Raw genomic sequence first — 18169 nt, forward strand, 5'->3', positions numbered from 1 at the left:
GTTAGAAGTTTTTTTCTTAAATCGACTGGAACAGGCGTGAAAATAAAAATTATTTCTTTCCCAAGTCAATGGTTTAAGATACGGTAATATGTTACAATTACAACGTTTCAGATCACATAATAAAGAGGCGAATGTTTACAATGGGAGAAAACCTTAATCTGTTTACTTCTACACAGCATGTCATCAATGATGCTTTATCCAAGCTAGGATATACGGAAGAAATGTATGAACTTCTGAAAGAGCCGATTCGTATGTTGACCGTTCGTATCCCGGTTCGAATGGACGATGGCAGTATCAGAGTATTTACGGGCTACCGTGCACAACATAACGACGCAGTCGGACCTACCAAGGGCGGAGTGCGATTCCACCCTGAAGTGGATGAAGAGGAAGTAAAGGCTTTATCCATGTGGATGAGCTTGAAATGCGGAATTGTTGATTTACCGTACGGTGGAGGAAAAGGCGGGATCATCTGTGATCCAAGAACGATGTCTTTCACTGAACTGGAAAAGCTAAGTCGCGGCTATGTTCGTGCCATCAGTCAAATTGTCGGCCCTACAAAGGATATCCCGGCACCTGATGTGTACACAAACTCACAAATCATGGCTTGGATGATGGATGAATACAGCCGTCTTCGTGAAAATGACTCACCAGGATTCATTACAGGAAAACCGATTGTCCTTGGTGGTTCACAAGGTCGTGAAAAGGCGACGGCTCAAGGTGTTACCATCTGTATTGACCAAGCTGCAAAGAAACGTGGCATCGACATTAAAGGTGCACGCGTCGTCATCCAAGGTTTTGGAAATGCCGGCAGTTTCTTAGCGAAGTTCATGCATGATGCCGGTGCAAAGGTCATTGCCATTTCCGATGCCCAAGGTGCCCTTCATGATCCGGCTGGTTTGGATATTGATTATCTGTTAGACCGTCGGGATAGCTTCGGTACAGTAACGACACTATTTGAAAACACGATTTCAAATAAGGAATTATTGGAACTGGAGTGTGACATCCTTGTCCCTGCAGCGATTTCAAACCAGATCACTGAAGAGAATGTCTATGATATTAAAGCATCCATTGTGGTAGAAGCTGCAAACGGTCCGACTACCTTTGAAGCAACACGAATTCTTTCTGAAAGAGGAATCCTGCTTGTTCCAGACGTACTAGCAAGTGCGGGTGGGGTAACGGTTTCATATTTCGAATGGGTTCAGAATAATCAGGGGTACTACTGGACGGAAGAAGAAGTAAACGAGAAGCTTCATGCTAAACTTGTCGAAGCTTTCAACAATGTATACGAAACATCTCAGAATCGTCGAGTGAATATGCGACTCGCCGCATACATGGTCGGCGCACGCAAAATGGCTGAAGCCTCTAGATTCAGAGGTTGGGTGTAACGATCGCATAATATAGAGAACGTATCCCCAATTTATTGGGGATACGTTCTTTTTTTGGTTTGTAAAGGAATTTTCTATTTAGTATCGAAATGATTAGAGAGCATCAATTCTGGGTAAAATCATTGAAATTGACAGTAAACAGAAATCGTCGTACGATAAAAATGTTCTTATGTTTAAACTATTAAACATTAAAGATTCGGAGGGATTCATATGTCAACAGAAATGATTATAGAGGAAACTTCTCTTGAAACGGTACAATCAACACTTCAACAGCATAAGCAATTTTTTAAGTCAGGGGTTACCCGGCCAATACAATATAGAAAAGACTTGCTAGAGAAGTTCTCAGCAGTCATAAAAAATCATGAAGCAGAAATCATCGATGCATTGAAAAGAGATTTAAATAAATCAGAGATGGAAACGTATGCGACAGAAATCGGCATCCTGCTTGAAGAAATTAGATTCGTTCTGAAGAATATCGACGAGTGGGCAGAACCTAAAAAGGTTAAAACGGCGAAAACACATATTGGCTCTAAAGCCTATACCGTCCCGGAGCCTTACGGGGTTACACTGATCATCGCACCATGGAATTACCCGATCCAGCTTGCACTGGCCCCTGTCATTGGAGCGATCGCAGCCGGGAATACAGCCATTATTAAACCGTCAGAATTAACTCCTGCTACATCAGCTTTATTAGCGGAAATGATCAATACTCATTTTGACCCAAGACAGCTTTTCGTGATAGAAGGTGGAGTAGAAACGACACAGCATCTCCTGAAACAGCCATTCGATTATATTTTCTTTACCGGGAGCGTCCCCGTCGGAAAAGTGGTGATGGAAGCAGCGGCAAAGCAGTTGATACCCGTCACTCTTGAACTTGGTGGGAAAAGTCCTTGTATCGTGGATGAAACGGCGGATATTCCCCTGGCTGCGAAGCGCATCGCCTTCGGTAAAGTGACAAATGCCGGGCAGACGTGTATTGCACCTGATTACCTGTTTATTCACAAGAGCAAGAAAGATGAATTTATCACTGAATTTAAGAAAACGGTTATTGAATTTTATGGAACAGAACCGCTTAAAAGTGATAAGTTCGGGCGGGTCGTCAATGAACGTCATTTCAATCGTTTAACAAGCTATTTGGAAGATGGTGAAATCCTCTTAGGGGGAAATGTGGATCCTGGGAGCTTAAAAATTGAACCGACTTTAATGAAGCCGAGAGATTTTACTGTACCGGTGATGCAGGATGAAATATTCGGACCGATTTTCCCGGTCATTGAATATGAGGAACTTGAGGAAGTCATTGAATTTGTGACAGAGCGACCGAAACCGTTGGCCCTTTATCTGTTTACAAGCAATCCAATCACAGAAGATAGAATCAATGAATCGATTTCTTACGGGGGCGGTTGTGTGAATGATACACTCATGCACATCGTTACTCCATATCTTCCTTTCGGAGGGGTAGGGGAGAGCGGGATTGGAAATTACCACGGGGAATCAAGCTTTTCCACCTTTTCACATTACAAAAGCATCTTAAAACAGACGACGAAGTTTGACTTAAGCTTCCGTTATCCAAGTGGAAGATTTGGTATGCAGATCATTAAGAAGTTACTTAAATAAGAAAGGTGACCCAGAGGATGGGTCACCTTTTTAAGATGGTACGGGAGATATCCCGCTTTTCTTTAATAGCGCGTCGGCTCAGTATGAGGTTCTCTTTCAAGCTCTTCCGTTGGTTTGAATAACAGTCCAAGGTTAATTAGACCGGCAATACCAACTAATCCGTATATGATTCGGGATAGAGCGGCGTCTTGACCACCAAAGATTGCTGCAACAAGATCGAATTGAAAGAAACCGATTAGTCCCCAGTTCACAGCACCAATAATGGTAAGAACCAAAGCAATACGTTGAATTGCACTCATGTTGTTTTCCTCCTTATTGAATGGCTCATTAATAAGTTTCCCATTGCGCTTATTCCTATTCAGTTTGACTGCAACAAAATTTCCTTGTGCAAGTTCTTTGCATTTTGGGGATGATATATTCGATAATAGGAAATGTGTTGAAGACATTTTGGGTAACGAAATAGTTCGGCCCTTACAGAATACAAGGAGGTAACAAATAATGAATGAATTTACTTTTTACAATCCAACCAAATTGATTTTTGGAAAAGGACAAATAGAACAGCTGAAAGAATTGGTACCTCAATATGGTAAAAAAGTGCTTGTCGTATATGGTGGCGGAAGCATTAAGCGTAATGGTTTATACGATCAGGTAATGTCCGTATTGAAAGATATTGACAGCGAAGTATTCGAGCTTTCCGGAGTAGAACCGAATCCACGTCTTTCCACAGTCAGACGAGGTGTAGAGATAAGTAAAGAAAATAATATCGAATTTATTTTAGCTGTCGGTGGCGGAAGTGTCATCGACTGTACAAAAGCAATTGCTGCAGGTGCAAAATATGATGGAGATGCATGGGATCTTGTAACGAAGAAAGCTTTTGCGAAAGAAGCCCTTCCATTCGGAACAGTCCTGACTCTTGCAGCGACCGGTTCTGAAATGAATGCCGGATCTGTTATCACGAATTGGGAAACGAATGAGAAATATGGTTGGGGCAGCCCGGTGACGTTCCCGCAATTCTCTATCCTGGATCCGGAAAATACCTTCACAGTACCGAAAGATCATACAATCTACGGTATGGTGGATATGATGAGTCACGTGTTTGAACAGTATTTCAATAATGCAACCAACACTCCTCTACAAGACCGTATGTGTGAGTCCGTTCTGACTACGGTTATTGAAACAGCTCCGAAGCTGATCAATGATCTTGAAAACTACGAGCTTCGCGAGACGATTCTGTACTCTGGAACAATCGCCCTTAATGGAATGCTGCAAATGGGTTATAACGGTGACTGGGCTAGTCATAACATTGAACATGCGGTGTCAGCCGTATACGACATCCCCCATGCTGGAGGACTCGCGATTCTATTCCCTAACTGGATGGAACATAACCTGAAAGTAAATCCTTCACGATTTGCCCAGCTGGCAGAACGCGTATTCAATGTAGACCCTGCCGGTAAATCTGAAGAGGAAGTGGCACTGGAAGGAATCGAAAAGCTTCGCGAATTCTGGACAAGCATCGGAGCACCGTCCCGTTTGGCAGACTATGATATCGACGACAGCCAACTGGACCTGATGGCAGACAAAGCGATGGTGAACGGCGAATTCGGTAACTTCAATAAATTAAACAAAGACGACGTTCTTGCTATATTAAAAGCATCACTTTAAAACGATATGGGGAGGGACGGACCTTGTGAACAAGGTCCGTCCCTCTTCTTTCGCGAGAGTTGGAAAATAAAGTTAATCGGCTGGATTTTTTGTGATTTCTGCTGGATTAAGGAGTGAAACGGCTGGATTCTGAACCATTTCGGCTGGATTTTTCTACAAAACGGCCGGATTACAATCGATTTCGGCCGGATTCACCATGCTTTCCCCAATGAAAACCTTATTTTTCATGCCAATCACTCACCATTCGTCCCTCTTTATTGGTTTGTACACCAAGAATTAGGGGAATATAAGCCGGTGAGAACAGTTGTTGTAAAAAAGTTTGCTATGCACACGCTTACATGAAGGGAGCTTTCTTGATTCTCGGTTCAGCTTTCGATAAAGTGAGATAGAAGAAAATATTTTAATCGGAGGATGGTTATGACACACATTCGTTTTGATTATTCAAAAGCGTTATCGTTTTTTGGAGAACACGAACTTACATACTTAAGTGATGCCGTAAAGGTGGCTCATCATTCGTTACATGAACAAACAGGTGCAGGAAACGACTTCCTGGGATGGATAGATCTTCCTGTTGAGTACGATAAAGAAGAGTTTTCACGCATTCAGAAATCAGCCGAGAAAATTAAAAGTGATTCCGATGTCCTTCTGGTCGTCGGTATTGGTGGATCTTACTTGGGAGCCCGTGCCGCGATTGAAATGCTGAATCACAGCTTCTACAATGCCCTGCCGAAAGAAAAGCGTTCCACTCCACAAGTCCTGTTTGTTGGACAAAACATCAGTTCCACTTACATGAGGGACTTAATGGACCTTCTTGATGGAAAAGACTTCTCCATCAATGTGATTTCCAAGTCCGGTACAACGACAGAACCGGCACTCGCTTTCCGCATCTTCCGAAACATGCTCGAAGAAAAATACGGTGTAGAAGAAGCACGCAAGCGCATTTATGCGACAACGGATAAATCCAAAGGTGCCCTTAAAACCCTGGCAACAGATGAAGGTTATGAAACATTCGTCGTTCCTGATGATATCGGCGGTCGCTATTCTGTTCTGACAGCAGTTGGGCTGCTTCCGATTGCTGCTAGCGGAGTGGAAATCGAGACGATGATGAGCGGTGCGGCACAGGCACGTGAAGATTTCGGAAAATCCGAGCTCACAGAGAATCCTGCGTATCAATATGCTGCCGTTCGTAACGCACTATATAATAAAGGAAAAACAATTGAAATGCTCATTAACTATGAGCCAGGTTTACAATACTTTTCTGAATGGTGGAAACAGCTATTTGGAGAGAGTGAAGGAAAAGACCAAAAAGGAATTTATCCTTCTTCAGCTAACTTCTCAACAGATCTTCATTCTCTTGGACAATATGTTCAAGAAGGACGCCGTGACATTTTTGAAACAGTCATCAAGGTTTCAGAGCCACGTCATGAGCTGAAAATCGAGAAGGCTGACAGTGATTTGGACGGCTTGAATTACTTAGCCGGTGAAACAGTGGATTTTGTAAACAACAAAGCATTTGAAGGTACATTGCTTGCCCATACAGATGGTGGCGTACCAAACCTGATCGTGGAAATTCCGGCAATGGATGCATACACATTCGGTTACCTGGTGTACTTCTTCGAGAAAGCATGTGCGATGAGTGGATACCTGCTTGGTGTGAATCCATTTGATCAACCGGGAGTGGAAGCATACAAAGTAAATATGTTCGCCCTTCTTGGAAAACCAGGCTTTGAAGAGAAGAAGGTGGAGCTTGAAAAACGCCTTAAATAAGGAAAGAGCACTGAGGGAAATCTCAGTGCTCTTTTTACATTTTTCTTTCACTTTAGGAGAAACTATCCCTAAAAGAAAGGGGATGGATCCACGTGATAGAGCTTTCATCTAACATTGAAGGACAGCATTACCAACTGTATAAGCTTGAACAGCTATTAAAGCCGCTTGGATATTCGATAGGTGGCAATTGGGATTATGATCACGGCTATTTCGATTACAAAATTGATGACGAAGTGGGTTATCAGTATTTGAGAGTACCGTTTACGTCTGTTGACGGACAATTGGATTCAAGGGGGGCTACGGTTGAATTCGGAAAGCCGTTCCTTCTCTCTCATAAATACCAGCGTGGCTTGGACGATTACGCATCAACAGGAACCTTCTCAGGCTCGGTCAACCAATTTTCCGAACCACAAGATCCTGATGCAAGCTTCCCGGAAGAATATATTGAAGTTGGGAAAGAACTTGTAAAAGAGCTGGAGAACGTTTTATTCTCTAGTTAGAGATCACAAGCAGTTCATCCGTTTCTTCAACCAAAGTAGTCAAAGGAGGATTCACAGTCGTGTTTTCTCCTTTTTTTATACCTAAAAGGATGATATTGTTTTTTAGAAGATTTGTACTTAACGAATGAAAGCTCTTATTGATGTGTTCTTCTGAAACAGGTATCAGCTTTAAATTGTTTCCTTTTAAATGATTCAATAATTTCAAGATGGTTTTAGACATCCCTTGAGAAATGATACTGTTCATCATCACATAGCTTGTTTGCATATTCGTTTGAATCACTTCATCGGCTCCTGCCCGCCCGGCATTGGCCACTTGATCTTTCTGGAGGATTTCAACGACCGTGTATAAATCAGGGTGATTCCCTTTAATGGCAAGAAGAGTCAGGACAGAATTCATGTCTGCCGTTATCTCATCTTTATTTTGATCAGCGGTAATGATGGCGATCGATGCTTCATGGAGATTTACTTTTTTTAAAATGGCATCTCTAAAAGGGGTTCCCCTCACAAAATGGATATGGTTATTATTGTATGGATTCTTTTGCAGGGTTTCATCGACCAAAATGATATCACATTGGGACTGCAGGGAGGTTAGTTGGTTAATCACTTCCCGTGTCCGCTCATTCCACCCTACGACTACAATATGTTCCTTCCCCTTGAACGTTGCTTTGCCTTCCAAATACGCATTTTGTGTCATGACTGTTTCTGCTGCAAGCATGACAAAATAAGTAGAAAGAAAACCGGCACCTACTAAGATGAGAATGATGCCAATCAGTCTGCCTTCAAACGATGTGGGAACAAAATCTCCATACCCCACAGTGGAAGTCGTAATAATCGCCCACCAGATCCCATCGAATAGGGAAGGGAAGGTATCGGGCTCGATGAAATGAATGATCGTTCCGAATGAAAGCATCAACGTAATGGCGATCGTGAATATTCGAATAACTAAAGGCCAGCGCAAGAATCCATGAAACATTTGCTGCACCATACTACCAGCTCCTTTTCATCTGCACTGACCATTATTGCCTATTCAGGTTCTTCTAAAACTCAGAAAGCCATTCTTTCTTCAATAAACTGTACATATGCGCATCATATTGATGGTCATCTTGAAGAATATACTCTCTGAGTAACCCCTCCTGCTTGAAACCAAGCTTTTCAACCACTCTTGAAGAAGCTTTGTTGTATGGGACAATCACTGCCCCTACACGGTTCATTTCTTTATCTGCAAATAGGTAGTTGAGTAACGGGGAGAGTGCCTCACCCATGATTCCCTTACCCCAGTGATCAGGGCTAAGGTCGTATCCGATTTCGCAACGCTTATACGCTTTCGAAATGCCGTGGAACCCGCATGTCCCGATCATTCTATTCGAATGCTTCTCCACGATGGCCCAGCGCATGGGACCGCCTGACTCCAAGTGCTTTTCGTAGTTCTCAACCATGCTTACCGCCACTTCTTTCGATTCAATCGGACTCATTCCAAAATAGCGGAGAACGTCAGCGGAAGTATAGAGTTCATAAAGAAAATCGACATCTTCCATCGTAATCTGCCTTAGTACGATTCTCTCTGTTTCAAATACTGGATATTTTCCCAAAATTATCAATCCCCTTTGTACATGAAAGTATACCATGTAAGGGGCCGGGGGAGGATAGGTAATTTCATAGTCTCTTTTACTATTGTTCATGGTTTGTCATATGGGAAAGTTGCATGAGGAAGCATAGCTGGAGAATGATCTCTCGAAACACAAATGAACTGAACGTAAAAGCCCCTGTCAATTAGACAGAGACTGCTTCATCATGACTTCATTCCGGCAGATTGTGTATCCGGTCTTCCTGACTTTGAAGGAAATGATATGTCTTTCACGTCGGTCAGAAGAGATGGATCTAATTCAGAAACGGATGCTTGACCGGAAAGGGCTAACGTCAAATCGAGGTCGGCCAGTATATTCCGGATGACTTCCTTCACTCCTTGTTCACCAGCCAGGGTCAATCCATACATATAGGGTCTACCTAAGAGAACGGAACTCGCTCCGAGGGCCAATGCTTTCACGACATCCGCACCCCGTCGGATTCCACTGTCAAATAGTACAGGGATCCGTCCCTTCACAACCTGACAAATCACCGGCAATGAATCTAAAGCTCCAACGGCCCCGTCAACCTGTCTTCCACCATGATTGGAGACAATGATCCCATCTATTCCGTGATCGATGGCAAGCTTTGCGTCCTCGGGGTGTAGAATTCCTTTAAGAAGAATCGGCAGGCTTGTATGATCTCGCAGAAAATCCAGGTCATCCCACGTCAAACTGGCATTGCCAAACACTTTGGACCAAAGGGTGGCAGCTGCCTTACCGTCAACTTCAGGGGGATCTTTCAGCATTGAACGAAAGACAGGATCGCTCACATAATTCCCAACTCCTTCTCCCGACAGAAAGGGAAGATACGCGTTTTCAAGGTCTGATTCACGCCATGCCATCATCGGGGCATCAAGAGTAACGACGATTGCGGAGTATCCGGACGCTTCAGCCCTCCCCAGCATACTGGCTGCAATCTCGCGGTCGTTGCTCCAATATAGCTGAAACCATCTTGGGGAGTTGCCCATGACAGAAGCGATTTCCTCCATGGAGTAAGTAGAGGCTGAGCTTGCAATGAACGGAACATTCATGGATGATGCCGCACGTGCAGACGCCAGCTCCCCATCAGGGTGAACGATGGATTGCACTCCGATGGGAGCGAGCATAAGAGGGGAGGAGTAGGTATCTCCCCATAAAGTCACCTTCAGATCACGGTTTTCCACGTTATTCAGCATACGGGGAACAATCTGCCAGCGGTCGAAGGCATTTCTGTTAGCGCGCATCGTATCCTCACCGCCGGCACCTCCAGCTACATAATAAAAAGGACCGTCTTCAAGCTTTTTCCGGGCCTTTTGTTCAAGCTCTTCAAACCGGAATGGAATGGAGGGACGGACCTTCCTCTGATAGATTTCATTTTGGACATGGTTTCCATACTGATTCATGGTATTCTTCTCCTTTCTTCTTTGCCGGAACAGGTGCAAATAATAAAAAGGAAGCGTATGTAATCGGCGAGCTTTTCCTTATAAGGGAAATGGTACTGATGGTATTCAGAAAAGTCAATTAAATGAACTAAAAAAAAGAGACCGATCATACGACCGGACTCCTTTCGTTTAAATCCCCACCTGCTCTTTAATCGCATCCAACCGTTTATCCAGCTCGTCAGACACGGTTTTCACTTCATCGTGTTTCGTTGATTCCAGATCATTCAGGTAGTTTCTGATTTTCTCCTGACGGTCATCGAGGAGAGACGAGATGGCAGAGCGCTTCTCTGAATCAATGAGATCATCTTTTTCCAAGCGATTGAGTGTTTGGATCATCCTGTTTTGTTCATTCCGAAGCATGGACTGATACGTGGAGACGATATCCCTCAATGCATTATAGTGATCGACGGTCGTCCATACATTGTCACTGAATCGATGAACCGCCCACCATCTCCACGTATTTTTATTGACTGCTTCTTTCCACACATTTTCAATTTCAGACAACTGTTGTTTCGTTTTCACGGAGGAGTACTCTCCGCCGCCGGCAACTGCAATCATCTTCAATTGCTCGTCGGCCTCTGTGTCCACATCGAAGCCTATTATGTTGATTTTGACGTTGGTATTGTCCGCTTTCACCTTTTCGGCTGCCGCTACTGGATCGCCATCACATGTTTCGATTCCATCACTCACCACGTATATAAAGTTCTCCGTATCTTCGTTATTATGAGTTGAGAGTTGCTCGTTGGCTAATTCGATACTCGATGCCAATGGAGTCCAGCCCATGGGATCGAATTTCGATAGTGATTCAGAGAATGCAGCCCCTTCATATGGTTGAAGGGGATAGAACGATTCGACGGCCTTGCATGACACCTCTTTGTCGACATCACTTCCCGTTCCCTTGTGTCCAAACGCAATCAGGGAAACATTGACGGATTCGGGAAGCTCCTTAGCAAGAATACTCAAGCTTTCCTTGGCGAGGGACATTTTGCTTTCCCCGCTCACCTCGGCCTTCATGCTCCCGCTCGAATCGATCAATAATGCCACATTCACCTCTTTATCTTCTTTTTGGGTGATTTCATCCATCTCGATATCCTGCAGAAGGCGACCATCGGGCAATTTCAGTTCTTCATAAACGACCTCATAGTTTTCGAGCTCAGAGGCAATGTCCCCGTATCCCGTTTGGAGGCTTGATAGAAGGGACTGTGCCCACTTTTGTTCACTCCATTTCTCCGTTTCTTTCTTGTCGACATGATCCATATATTCATCGATGGCCTTACCTGTAGCTTCTTTATACGATTCAGGATCTTTGGACCAGCTTTTATTTTCTATGTATTGTTGATAGAGATCACCTGAATCCTCACTGATTAACACTTCAGGGGTGGTACTTGATACACCAAGGTCCTTAGTGGCTGTGTCAGGCTCCTGCGTGGCTTTATCCTTTGTAGAGGTCTTCTCTGGTTCTTCCTGACATCCCGTTAACAGGAAGAAAAGCGCGGCTACTAAAAAGATTTGTTTCATTCGTTTCATATTATTCTCCTTACCATAAAGGTTTTGTAACGCCTTGGTATATCCAAAATTTTACTTTATTTCAACTACCCTGGGAACCATAACGCTAAACCCAGAATTGTAAAAAAACATAAAAAAAGGCGTCCTTATTGAAAATAAGGACGCCTTTTTTATGTATGGAGCATAGCGGGATCGAACCGCTGACCTTTTGGCTGCCAGCCAAACGCTCTCCCAGCTGAGCTAATGCCCCGTGAATCGGTCATGATTAATTATAAAAAAGTACCAGGCATTCGTCAATCCTTTTTTTACTATTTTTTGTATTGGAATGTGAAACGATTTAAAAAGACGTTGAACCAATGGTTCGACGCCTTTTTAGATGTGGACCAAATCTGATCACTCCACATCTTCATCCTTTCATCTATTCAACAACTCTAACCCTTTCACCATTGCCAGCGCTTCTTTATCGGCAATCACCGTGACATGTTCGTGGCGATTCAAGATAGAAGCAGGGAAGTTCTCAGAGATTACTCCTTCAACTAACTTTTTCATGGCCACTTGTTTCGCCTCACCTGAAACAAGGAGAAGGATTTCTTTGCTTTTCATAATCGAAGAAATCCCCATTGTGATGGCTTGTGCAGGTACTTCATCCATCGAGTCGAAATAACGGGCATTAGCCTCACGAGTAGATTGAGCAAGCTCGACAATATGGGTGTTGGTATCAAAAGAAGTACCTGGTTCATTAAATCCGATATGTCCGTTGCTGCCTATTCCAAGAATTTGAAGATCGATTCCCCCATGTAAACGGATCTTTTCATCATATGCCTCACATTCCTTTTCGAGGTCCACTGCTTTTCCAGAAGGAATATGGGTGTTCTTTGAATCAATATCAATATGTTTAAATAGGTGATCATTCATGTAATGGTAGTAGCTGTTAGGGTGTTTACCGGATAACCCGATGTATTCGTCCAAATTAAAGGAAGATACATGTTGATAGGAAGTCCTGTTCTGTTTATGGTCATTGATCAATGCCTCATAAAGCCCTTGTGGTGTTCCGCCTGTGGCCAATCCCAGTGTCAGTTGGTTAGAGCTTTTCACCTTGGATAATAGATAGTCTGCAGCGACTTGACTCATTTCCTGGTAGTCTTTCACTTCAATTAGTTTCATGAGTATCATCCTCTCGAATATAGGCTATTTTTCCTTTGCAAATCGTTGTGTATACATCTTTGTTTTCGTCCAGGATGACGATGTCTGCATCTTTCCGGGGAGCAAGGCTTCCTTTTCGATTAAAGATATTTAATTGTCTGGCAGGATTTTCAGCGGTCATTTTGATCGCACTTCTCATATCCCCGGTTGTGAATTCCTGGATATTTGTAAAAGCATCCCTCATCTTCAATACGCTTCCTGCTAAAGTGTCTTCGTCCAATATTGCTTTCCCGTCCTTAACCGTCACCATCTGGCCGCCAAGATCATACTGGCCATTCTTCAAGCATTTGGCTCTCATGGAATCAGTGATGAGGATTAATCGCTCGTCTGTAATTTGATCGAATGCCAATTGGACCACTTCCGGACGTACGTGGATGCCGTCTGAAATCAATTCCACCATTAATTCTTTTCGAAGGAAGGATGCGCCCACGATGCCTGGCTCCCGGTGATGAAGTCCCGACATTTGATTGAACAAGTGGGTAACATGGGACAAGCCTGCATCGATGGCTTTCCCGACCTGATCATAGGTTGCATTGGAATGGCCCACTGAAGCGACAATTCCATTCTCTTTTAAGTAACGGATCAGTTCGTATTCATCATCAAGTTCAGGGGCAAGGGTCACCAACTTAATATTCTCTCCTGAAAGAGCATGCCAGTTTTTAAAAACTTCGACATTTGGCTTTTGGATACGATGTAGAGGCTGTGCACCTGCCTTATCCGCATTAATGAACGGCCCTTCTAAATGAAGGCCGAGTATTTCTGCCTGACCACCCCTTTGATGGTTTGACATATAGTCTGCCGTTGCCGCCAAGGCTTTTTCGATTGCATCTGATGCTTCCGTCATGGTTGTCGCAAGGAAGCTCGTGGTTCCTTCTTTCGGAAGTGTCCCGGTCATCGTATCGAGAGCTTCTCGCGTGGCATCCATTGTGTCGGCACCATTTACTCCATGAATATGAATATCTATCATTCCCGGGACAACACTATATCCATGGGGAAGCGAAATCACTTTGTATTCTTCAGAATCGTTTAACTGGGAACGGTCACCCATTTCGGTGATCATTCCATTCTCTATTTTGATATACCCTTTTTCATATACTGTATTTTCTGCATAGATGTTTCCATCCAGGATAAGTAGTTTCTCTATATTTGAGGTCACTGAAATCACTCCTTGAGTACTTTACACTTCTACCATAACACCTGATAGTATAGATGTCTATACCAGTTTATATTTGAACAGTATATTTAATGATTTAAAAAGTAATCGGACTATATTACCTCATCAAATCTCCATTTATATTTATAAAATTGGTATAGACAACTATTCCTTTTTAATGATATGATTTGTTTTGTTTAAACGCTTTCACTTGAAAAAAAGGAGAGAATAGTATGTTAGGTTTCTTACAACGAATCGGTAAATCGCTCATGCTTCCAATCGCGGTGCTTCCGGCAGCTGCATTATTGCTGCGTTTAGGTCAGGATGACTTATTGGGAATCGCGTTCATGTCTGAAGCAGGAGATGCCATATTTAAAAATTTAGCATTAATCTTTGCCATCGGGGTGGCAATCGGATTTTCGAAAGATGGAAATGGTACGGCCGGATTAGCCGGTGCCATCGGTTATTTGGTGTTAACGGGTGGGTTGAAAGCCCTTGATCCGGATTCGAACATGGCCATTTTCGGCGGGATCATATCCGGGGTCGTGGCAGGTTTATTATATAACCGTTTCAATGATATTAAACTTCCGGCCTGGCTGGGCTTCTTCGGGGGCAGACGTTTCGTTCCGATTGTAACCGCTGCGTCCATGGTATTACTCGCAGGGATATTTGGAATCATCTGGCCACCAATCCAGAGTGGGATCAACTCCATTGGTGAATGGATCATCGGTGCCGGAGCCACTGGAGTCGGTGTGTTCGGTCTGTTGAATCGTCTCTTGATTCCAGTCGGGCTGCATCACGTGTTGAATACACTTGTATGGTTTGAATTTGGAACATTTAAAGATGCAGCAGGAGAAATTGTGAAGGGGGATATCCCACGTTTCTTTGCAGGTGATCCAACAGCTGGAACGTTCCAGACTGGATTCTTCCCTATCATGATGTTCGGTCTTCCGGCAGCTTGTCTTGCGATGATTGTGACAGCGAAAAAGCATTTACGTGCCAATGTATCGGGGATGTTAATCGGTTTGGCCGTCACTTCATTCTTAACAGGGATCACAGAGCCGATTGAATTCAGTTTCATGTTCTTATCTCCTGTTCTTTATGGAATTCATGCTGTATTAACAGCAAGTTCGATGGTCATCACATACGTACTTGGTATCCACCACGGTTTTGGTTTCTCAGCCGGTGCTTTTGATTACATTTTAAACTTCAACATCGGTCAAAAACCGTGGCTGTTATTAGGGGTAGACATTCTTTATGGAATCATCTACTTCCTCCTATTCACCTTCTTGATCAAGAAGTTTAATTTGAAAACTCCGGGTCGTGAAGATGATGAAGATGTGGTAGTAGCAGATGAAAATTCACGTGGAAATAGTAAATATGAAGTAATGGCAGAACATTTCCTGAAGGATCTGGGCGGGAAAGAAAACCTGGCAGTGATCGATAACTGTGCCACACGTTTACGATTACAAATCAATGACGCCACACTGGTAGATGAAAAAGCCTTAAAAGCACATGGGGCTAAAGGTGTGATGAAGGTGAACAATAAAAACCTTCAAGTCATTGTAGGGACCGATGTGGAATTTGTTGCGGATGAGTTGAGAAAGTTAAAATAACAGGGGAGGGCAGACGGGTTTGTCGTATTTGGCAAAACCCGTCTGTCACTTTCATATAGACATGGGATATTTGTTTGTTATAAACAGGGTATATATACTAAAATAAAAGATAAATCGTTATATATCGAAAGGAGAAGCGTTCGTGGTAAATAAAAATTCTCCTCTTCCTTTGTATTATCAGTTAGAAGAGCACCTAAAACATCTAATACAGTCTGAAGAGTTAAAACCGGGTGATGCCCTTCCGTCTGAGCGGGAGCTGGCTGAATCGTTCAAAATCAGCAGGATGACCGTGAGACAGGCGATTACCAATCTTGTGAATAAAAATGTGTTATATAGAGAAAAAGGCCGAGGGACATTCGTCTCTCACCGCAAAATCGAGCAAAGTCTCCAAGGTTTAACAAGCTTCAGTGAAGACATGAAGAGTCGGGGACTCGAGCCCGGGAATAAATTACTGCATTTCGAAATTTCTCCGGCCGCAGACGATATTCAGGAACTTCTTTCGTTAGAGGAAGAAGAGCTGGTGTATACGATGAAGCGAATCCGTCTTGCGAATGGTGAACCAATGGCTCTGGAGACAAGTTATATTCCCGTGAAGCTGCTTCCTGGATTGAATCAGGAAATATTGGAAAGGTCACTGTACCACTATATTGAAAGCGAGCTGAACCTTCACATCAGTCATGCCACGCAATCAGTGGAAGCGGCAATTGTGACGGAAGAGGATACGAAGCATCTAAAGGTGAAGAGTGGGGAGCCGGTGCTCTTCATTCAGCGTGATTCATTTTTAGAAGACGGCACCCCTTTTGAGCTTGTACGATCGATTTATCGAGCTGATAAATATAAATTCAAAATCAACTTGGACAGACTGTAAAAAAAGAGTAGGAGCCCTATTTTATAAAGGGTCCCTACTCTTTTTCTCTATAATCCTTTTGTTAACAAGGGAATACGCTGACGATATTTCTCGATCAATCCTTCGTTATGATTTTCTGCGCCATCCACGTTTCCGCTGATGAAGATAGGCGGCTCAAATCCGTCTACCACCATGTTTTCAATGGCACCTGCCATGACGCTATTTAATATCGCCGCGCCGATGACAGTTGAAGATGGAGAGAACGGAACAGACACTCTTGGGTCAGTCAGTACCGCATCTCCTACAACGGAGTGATTATTTATGGCAAGATCCACTACTTCACTCAGAAATCTTCCGCTGGGATGTCGGGACGTTTCCTTCTCTACATAATCAAAGGAACTGATGGACACAACATAAGCGCCCCTCTCTTTGGCGTGAAGAGCTACATCGATGGGAACGGGATTTTTTCCTGATGTGGAGACAACAATCACCACATCATGGGGCTGAATATCTTGCGCATTCATAAACTCACTCGCATACCCTTTCGCTCTTTCTAACTGAGAGGATCGTACGGCTCCTTCATGAAGCATGAGCGGCTCTATCAAAATAGGATGGATTGGAACCAGTCCACCTGCTCTGTAGAACACCTCTTCAGAAAGGATGTGAGAGTGACCGCATCCGAAGAGCTGGATGATTCCATCTTCTTGGATGGAAGAAGATATCTTTTGAGCAAACTCTGCCATTTTTTCAGCTTCTTCGGTTTGAACAACATGTAACTTTTCCTGGATTTTTTCAAAGTATGTAGAAATCATTTCTTTCCCGCTTTCATTTTTTCTATCAGCATATCATATCTATCATGGAAATCTTTAGTCTGCACACTTTACATGTTATCTTTAAGCTAAATCGTGGTAACATAGGGAATAATGAACTGTACGGAGGATATCTATGCGTATTTTTAGAATTTTAAACAACAATGCTGTTGTAGTGGTAGACGGGCCGCAGGAGAAAATTGTGATGGGGAGCGGGATTGCTTTTCAGAAGAAGCGAAATGATATCATCCCCAAGAACAAAATTGAAAAGATCTTTGTCCTTCATGAACAATCCTCAGAGAAATTCCAGCAGCTCCTGGCTACCTTGCCGGAGGAACATATTGAAATCGCTGAAAACATCATCAGCTTTGCAGAGGGGCATTTAAATGCCCCTCTTAGCGATCATATCCATATTGCACTGACGGATCACCTTTCATTTGCGCTTGAAAGACTGCAGCAAGGAATCCCAATCCAAAATAAGCTCTTGAACGAAATCAAGCTCCTATATAAAAAGGAATATGAAGTCGGAGTGTGGGCAAAAGAAGAGATCAGGCAGAAACTCGGTATCGAAATCCCTGATGATGAGGCGGCTCATATTGCCCTTCATATTCATACTGCAAAGATGGATGCCCCGTCTATGAGCGAATCGTTGAAGCATGCAACGATTCTGAGGGAATTTGTCGAGCAGGTAGAGTCCCTTCTGTCCATAAAAGTAGAAGAGTCGAGCATCAACTACCAACGATTGATCACCCATCTCCGTTTTGCATTAAATCGGATTGAGCAGGGAGACCAGTTTGATCCCATTGATGAAGACATGCTTGAACTCATACAGATGAAATACCAAAGGGCTTACGAGTGCTCAAAGGAAATTACAAAGTATCTGCAACAAGAATACAGCATTGACTTCCCACCTTCAGAGGTTGCGTATATAGCTCTGCATATCGAACGCCTCATAAAGTAAATGGTTGACGGTATCGCTTTCATCTTGTAGAATGAACTCATCAATTTCATACAGTAGGATTGTTACTGTTCATGCAGGCAAGACCTAGAATCTTTAAGAC

At 43.3% G+C, this 18169-nt stretch carries 17 protein-coding genes and 1 tRNA gene; 9 read left to right on the forward strand and 9 right to left on the reverse strand.

From position 1 onward, the window contains the following. The first annotated feature begins 140 nt into the window (after positions 1-140). Together ACIFOD_RS07765 and ACIFOD_RS07770 are read left to right on the forward strand one after the other, a co-directional pair. Positions 141-1385 (forward strand): Glu/Leu/Phe/Val family dehydrogenase, encoded by a 1245-nt coding sequence (locus tag ACIFOD_RS07765; protein ID WP_113968897.1) that lies wholly within the window; start codon positions 141-143, stop codon positions 1383-1385. Positions 1386-1595: 210 nt separating this feature from the next. Continuing rightward, positions 1596-2999: an aldehyde dehydrogenase gene (locus tag ACIFOD_RS07770; RefSeq protein WP_430314146.1), complete on the forward strand. Its 1404-nt coding sequence runs from the start codon at positions 1596-1598 to the stop codon at positions 2997-2999. A 62-nt stretch (positions 3000-3061) separates the two neighbouring features. On the opposite strand, the gene ACIFOD_RS07775 is transcribed toward ACIFOD_RS07770, so the two are convergent. After that, on the reverse strand, positions 3062-3298 hold the full coding sequence (locus ACIFOD_RS07775; RefSeq protein WP_113968895.1) for a DUF378 domain-containing protein: 237 nt from the start codon (positions 3296-3298) through the stop codon (positions 3062-3064). A 199-nt stretch (positions 3299-3497) separates the two neighbouring features. Here ACIFOD_RS07775 and ACIFOD_RS07780 point away from each other — a divergent pair, with 199 nt between their 5' ends. The 3 genes from ACIFOD_RS07780 to ACIFOD_RS07790 all read left to right on the forward strand — a co-directional run bounded on the left by ACIFOD_RS07780 (position 3498) and on the right by ACIFOD_RS07790 (position 6928). Beyond that, positions 3498-4661, forward strand: coding sequence for an iron-containing alcohol dehydrogenase (locus tag ACIFOD_RS07780; protein WP_430314147.1), 1164 nt, complete (start codon positions 3498-3500; stop codon positions 4659-4661). 417 nt (positions 4662-5078) lie between these two features. Further along, complete coding sequence (locus tag ACIFOD_RS07785; RefSeq protein WP_430314148.1) at positions 5079-6428, forward strand: glucose-6-phosphate isomerase; 1350 nt, start codon at positions 5079-5081, stop codon at positions 6426-6428. A gap of 92 nt (positions 6429-6520) precedes the next feature. Beyond that, positions 6521-6928: a YugN-like family protein gene (locus ACIFOD_RS07790; RefSeq protein ID WP_397554247.1), complete on the forward strand. Its 408-nt coding sequence runs from the start codon at positions 6521-6523 to the stop codon at positions 6926-6928. Here the strand turns inward: ACIFOD_RS07790 and ACIFOD_RS07795 are convergent. The 5 genes from ACIFOD_RS07795 to ACIFOD_RS07815 form a co-directional block, all read right to left on the reverse strand. Beyond that, a complete protein-coding gene (locus ACIFOD_RS07795; protein ID WP_430314149.1) occupies positions 6921-7913 on the reverse strand; it encodes a potassium channel family protein in 993 nt (330 codons plus the stop codon). The two genes, ACIFOD_RS07790 and ACIFOD_RS07795, sit on opposite strands and share 8 nt — an antisense overlap. Positions 7914-7965: 52 nt before the next feature. Then, positions 7966-8517 carry a GNAT family N-acetyltransferase gene (locus ACIFOD_RS07800; protein WP_430314150.1) on the reverse strand — a complete coding sequence of 184 codons (552 nt, stop codon included), beginning with the start codon at positions 8515-8517 and terminating at the stop codon, positions 7966-7968. 200 nt (positions 8518-8717) lie between these two features. Next, entirely contained in the window at positions 8718-9935 is a 1218-nt protein-coding gene (locus ACIFOD_RS07805; protein WP_430314151.1) for a lactate 2-monooxygenase, read from the reverse strand. Between the two features lie 168 nt (positions 9936-10103). Next, positions 10104-11501, reverse strand: a complete 1398-nt coding sequence (locus tag ACIFOD_RS07810) for a vWA domain-containing protein (protein ID WP_430314152.1) — start codon at positions 11499-11501, stop codon at positions 10104-10106. Between the two features lie 156 nt (positions 11502-11657). Then, positions 11658-11730: transfer RNA gene (locus ACIFOD_RS07815), tRNA-Ala, on the reverse strand. 11 nt (positions 11731-11741) lie between these two features. Between ACIFOD_RS07815 and ACIFOD_RS07820 the strand changes: the two genes are divergently transcribed. Further along, positions 11742-11873 (forward strand): hypothetical protein, encoded by a 132-nt coding sequence (locus ACIFOD_RS07820; protein ID WP_430314153.1) that lies wholly within the window; start codon positions 11742-11744, stop codon positions 11871-11873. A 21-nt stretch (positions 11874-11894) separates the two neighbouring features. Here the strand turns inward: ACIFOD_RS07820 and nagB are convergent, their stop codons facing one another. Both nagB and nagA read right to left on the reverse strand, forming a co-directional pair. After that, entirely contained in the window at positions 11895-12644 is a 750-nt protein-coding gene (gene nagB / locus ACIFOD_RS07825) for a glucosamine-6-phosphate deaminase (RefSeq protein WP_430314154.1), read from the reverse strand. Beyond that, on the reverse strand, positions 12631-13839 hold the full coding sequence (nagA, locus tag ACIFOD_RS07830; protein ID WP_430314155.1) for an N-acetylglucosamine-6-phosphate deacetylase: 1209 nt from the start codon (positions 13837-13839) through the stop codon (positions 12631-12633). The genes nagB and nagA overlap by 14 nt, the downstream gene beginning before the upstream one ends. A gap of 230 nt (positions 13840-14069) precedes the next feature. On the opposite strand from nagA, the gene nagE reads away from it, so the two are divergent. After that, positions 14070-15452: an N-acetylglucosamine-specific PTS transporter subunit IIBC gene (gene nagE / locus ACIFOD_RS07835; RefSeq protein WP_430314156.1), complete on the forward strand. Its 1383-nt coding sequence runs from the start codon at positions 14070-14072 to the stop codon at positions 15450-15452. 142 nt (positions 15453-15594) lie between these two features. Further along, positions 15595-16320 carry a GntR family transcriptional regulator gene (locus ACIFOD_RS07840; protein ID WP_397554554.1) on the forward strand — a complete coding sequence of 242 codons (726 nt, stop codon included), beginning with the start codon at positions 15595-15597 and terminating at the stop codon, positions 16318-16320. 47 nt (positions 16321-16367) lie between these two features. On the opposite strand, the gene ACIFOD_RS07845 is transcribed toward ACIFOD_RS07840, so the two are convergent. Then, the gene (locus ACIFOD_RS07845) at positions 16368-17111 is read right to left on the reverse strand and encodes an SIS domain-containing protein (RefSeq protein ID WP_430314157.1); all 744 of its coding nucleotides are present in this window, start codon (positions 17109-17111) and stop codon (positions 16368-16370) included. Positions 17112-17244: 133 nt separating this feature from the next. Here ACIFOD_RS07845 and ACIFOD_RS07850 point away from each other — a divergent pair, with 133 nt between their 5' ends. Continuing rightward, positions 17245-18069, forward strand: coding sequence for a PRD domain-containing protein (locus ACIFOD_RS07850; RefSeq protein ID WP_430314158.1), 825 nt, complete (start codon positions 17245-17247; stop codon positions 18067-18069). Positions 18070-18169 lie beyond the last annotated feature (100 nt).

This window comes from Rossellomorea sp. NRS-1567 (genome assembly GCF_050467885.1).
In the GTDB taxonomy this organism is placed as follows: domain Bacteria; phylum Bacillota; class Bacilli; order Bacillales; family Bacillaceae_B; genus Rossellomorea; species Rossellomorea aquimaris_C.

Coding starts and splice junctions, on each gene's coding strand:
- ACIFOD_RS07845 (WP_430314157.1), bottom strand. CDS start 17,111: ATGATTTCTACATACTTTGAAAAAATCCAGGAAAAGTTACATGTTGTT.
- ACIFOD_RS07765 (WP_113968897.1), top strand. CDS start 141: ATGGGAGAAAACCTTAATCTGTTTACTTCTACACAGCATGTCATCAAT.
- ACIFOD_RS07850 (WP_430314158.1), top strand. CDS start 17,245: ATGCGTATTTTTAGAATTTTAAACAACAATGCTGTTGTAGTGGTAGAC.
- ACIFOD_RS07785 (WP_430314148.1), top strand. CDS start 5,079: ATGACACACATTCGTTTTGATTATTCAAAAGCGTTATCGTTTTTTGGA.
- ACIFOD_RS07820 (WP_430314153.1), top strand. CDS start 11,742: ATGATTAATTATAAAAAAGTACCAGGCATTCGTCAATCCTTTTTTTAC.
- ACIFOD_RS07775 (WP_113968895.1), bottom strand. CDS start 3,298: ATGAGTGCAATTCAACGTATTGCTTTGGTTCTTACCATTATTGGTGCT.
- ACIFOD_RS07795 (WP_430314149.1), bottom strand. CDS start 7,913: ATGGTGCAGCAAATGTTTCATGGATTCTTGCGCTGGCCTTTAGTTATT.
- ACIFOD_RS07810 (WP_430314152.1), bottom strand. CDS start 11,501: ATGAAACGAATGAAACAAATCTTTTTAGTAGCCGCGCTTTTCTTCCTG.
- nagB (WP_430314154.1), bottom strand. CDS start 12,644: ATGAAACTAATTGAAGTGAAAGACTACCAGGAAATGAGTCAAGTCGCT.
- ACIFOD_RS07780 (WP_430314147.1), top strand. CDS start 3,498: ATGAATGAATTTACTTTTTACAATCCAACCAAATTGATTTTTGGAAAA.
- ACIFOD_RS07805 (WP_430314151.1), bottom strand. CDS start 9,935: ATGAATCAGTATGGAAACCATGTCCAAAATGAAATCTATCAGAGGAAG.
- nagE (WP_430314156.1), top strand. CDS start 14,070: ATGTTAGGTTTCTTACAACGAATCGGTAAATCGCTCATGCTTCCAATC.
- ACIFOD_RS07770 (WP_430314146.1), top strand. CDS start 1,596: ATGTCAACAGAAATGATTATAGAGGAAACTTCTCTTGAAACGGTACAA.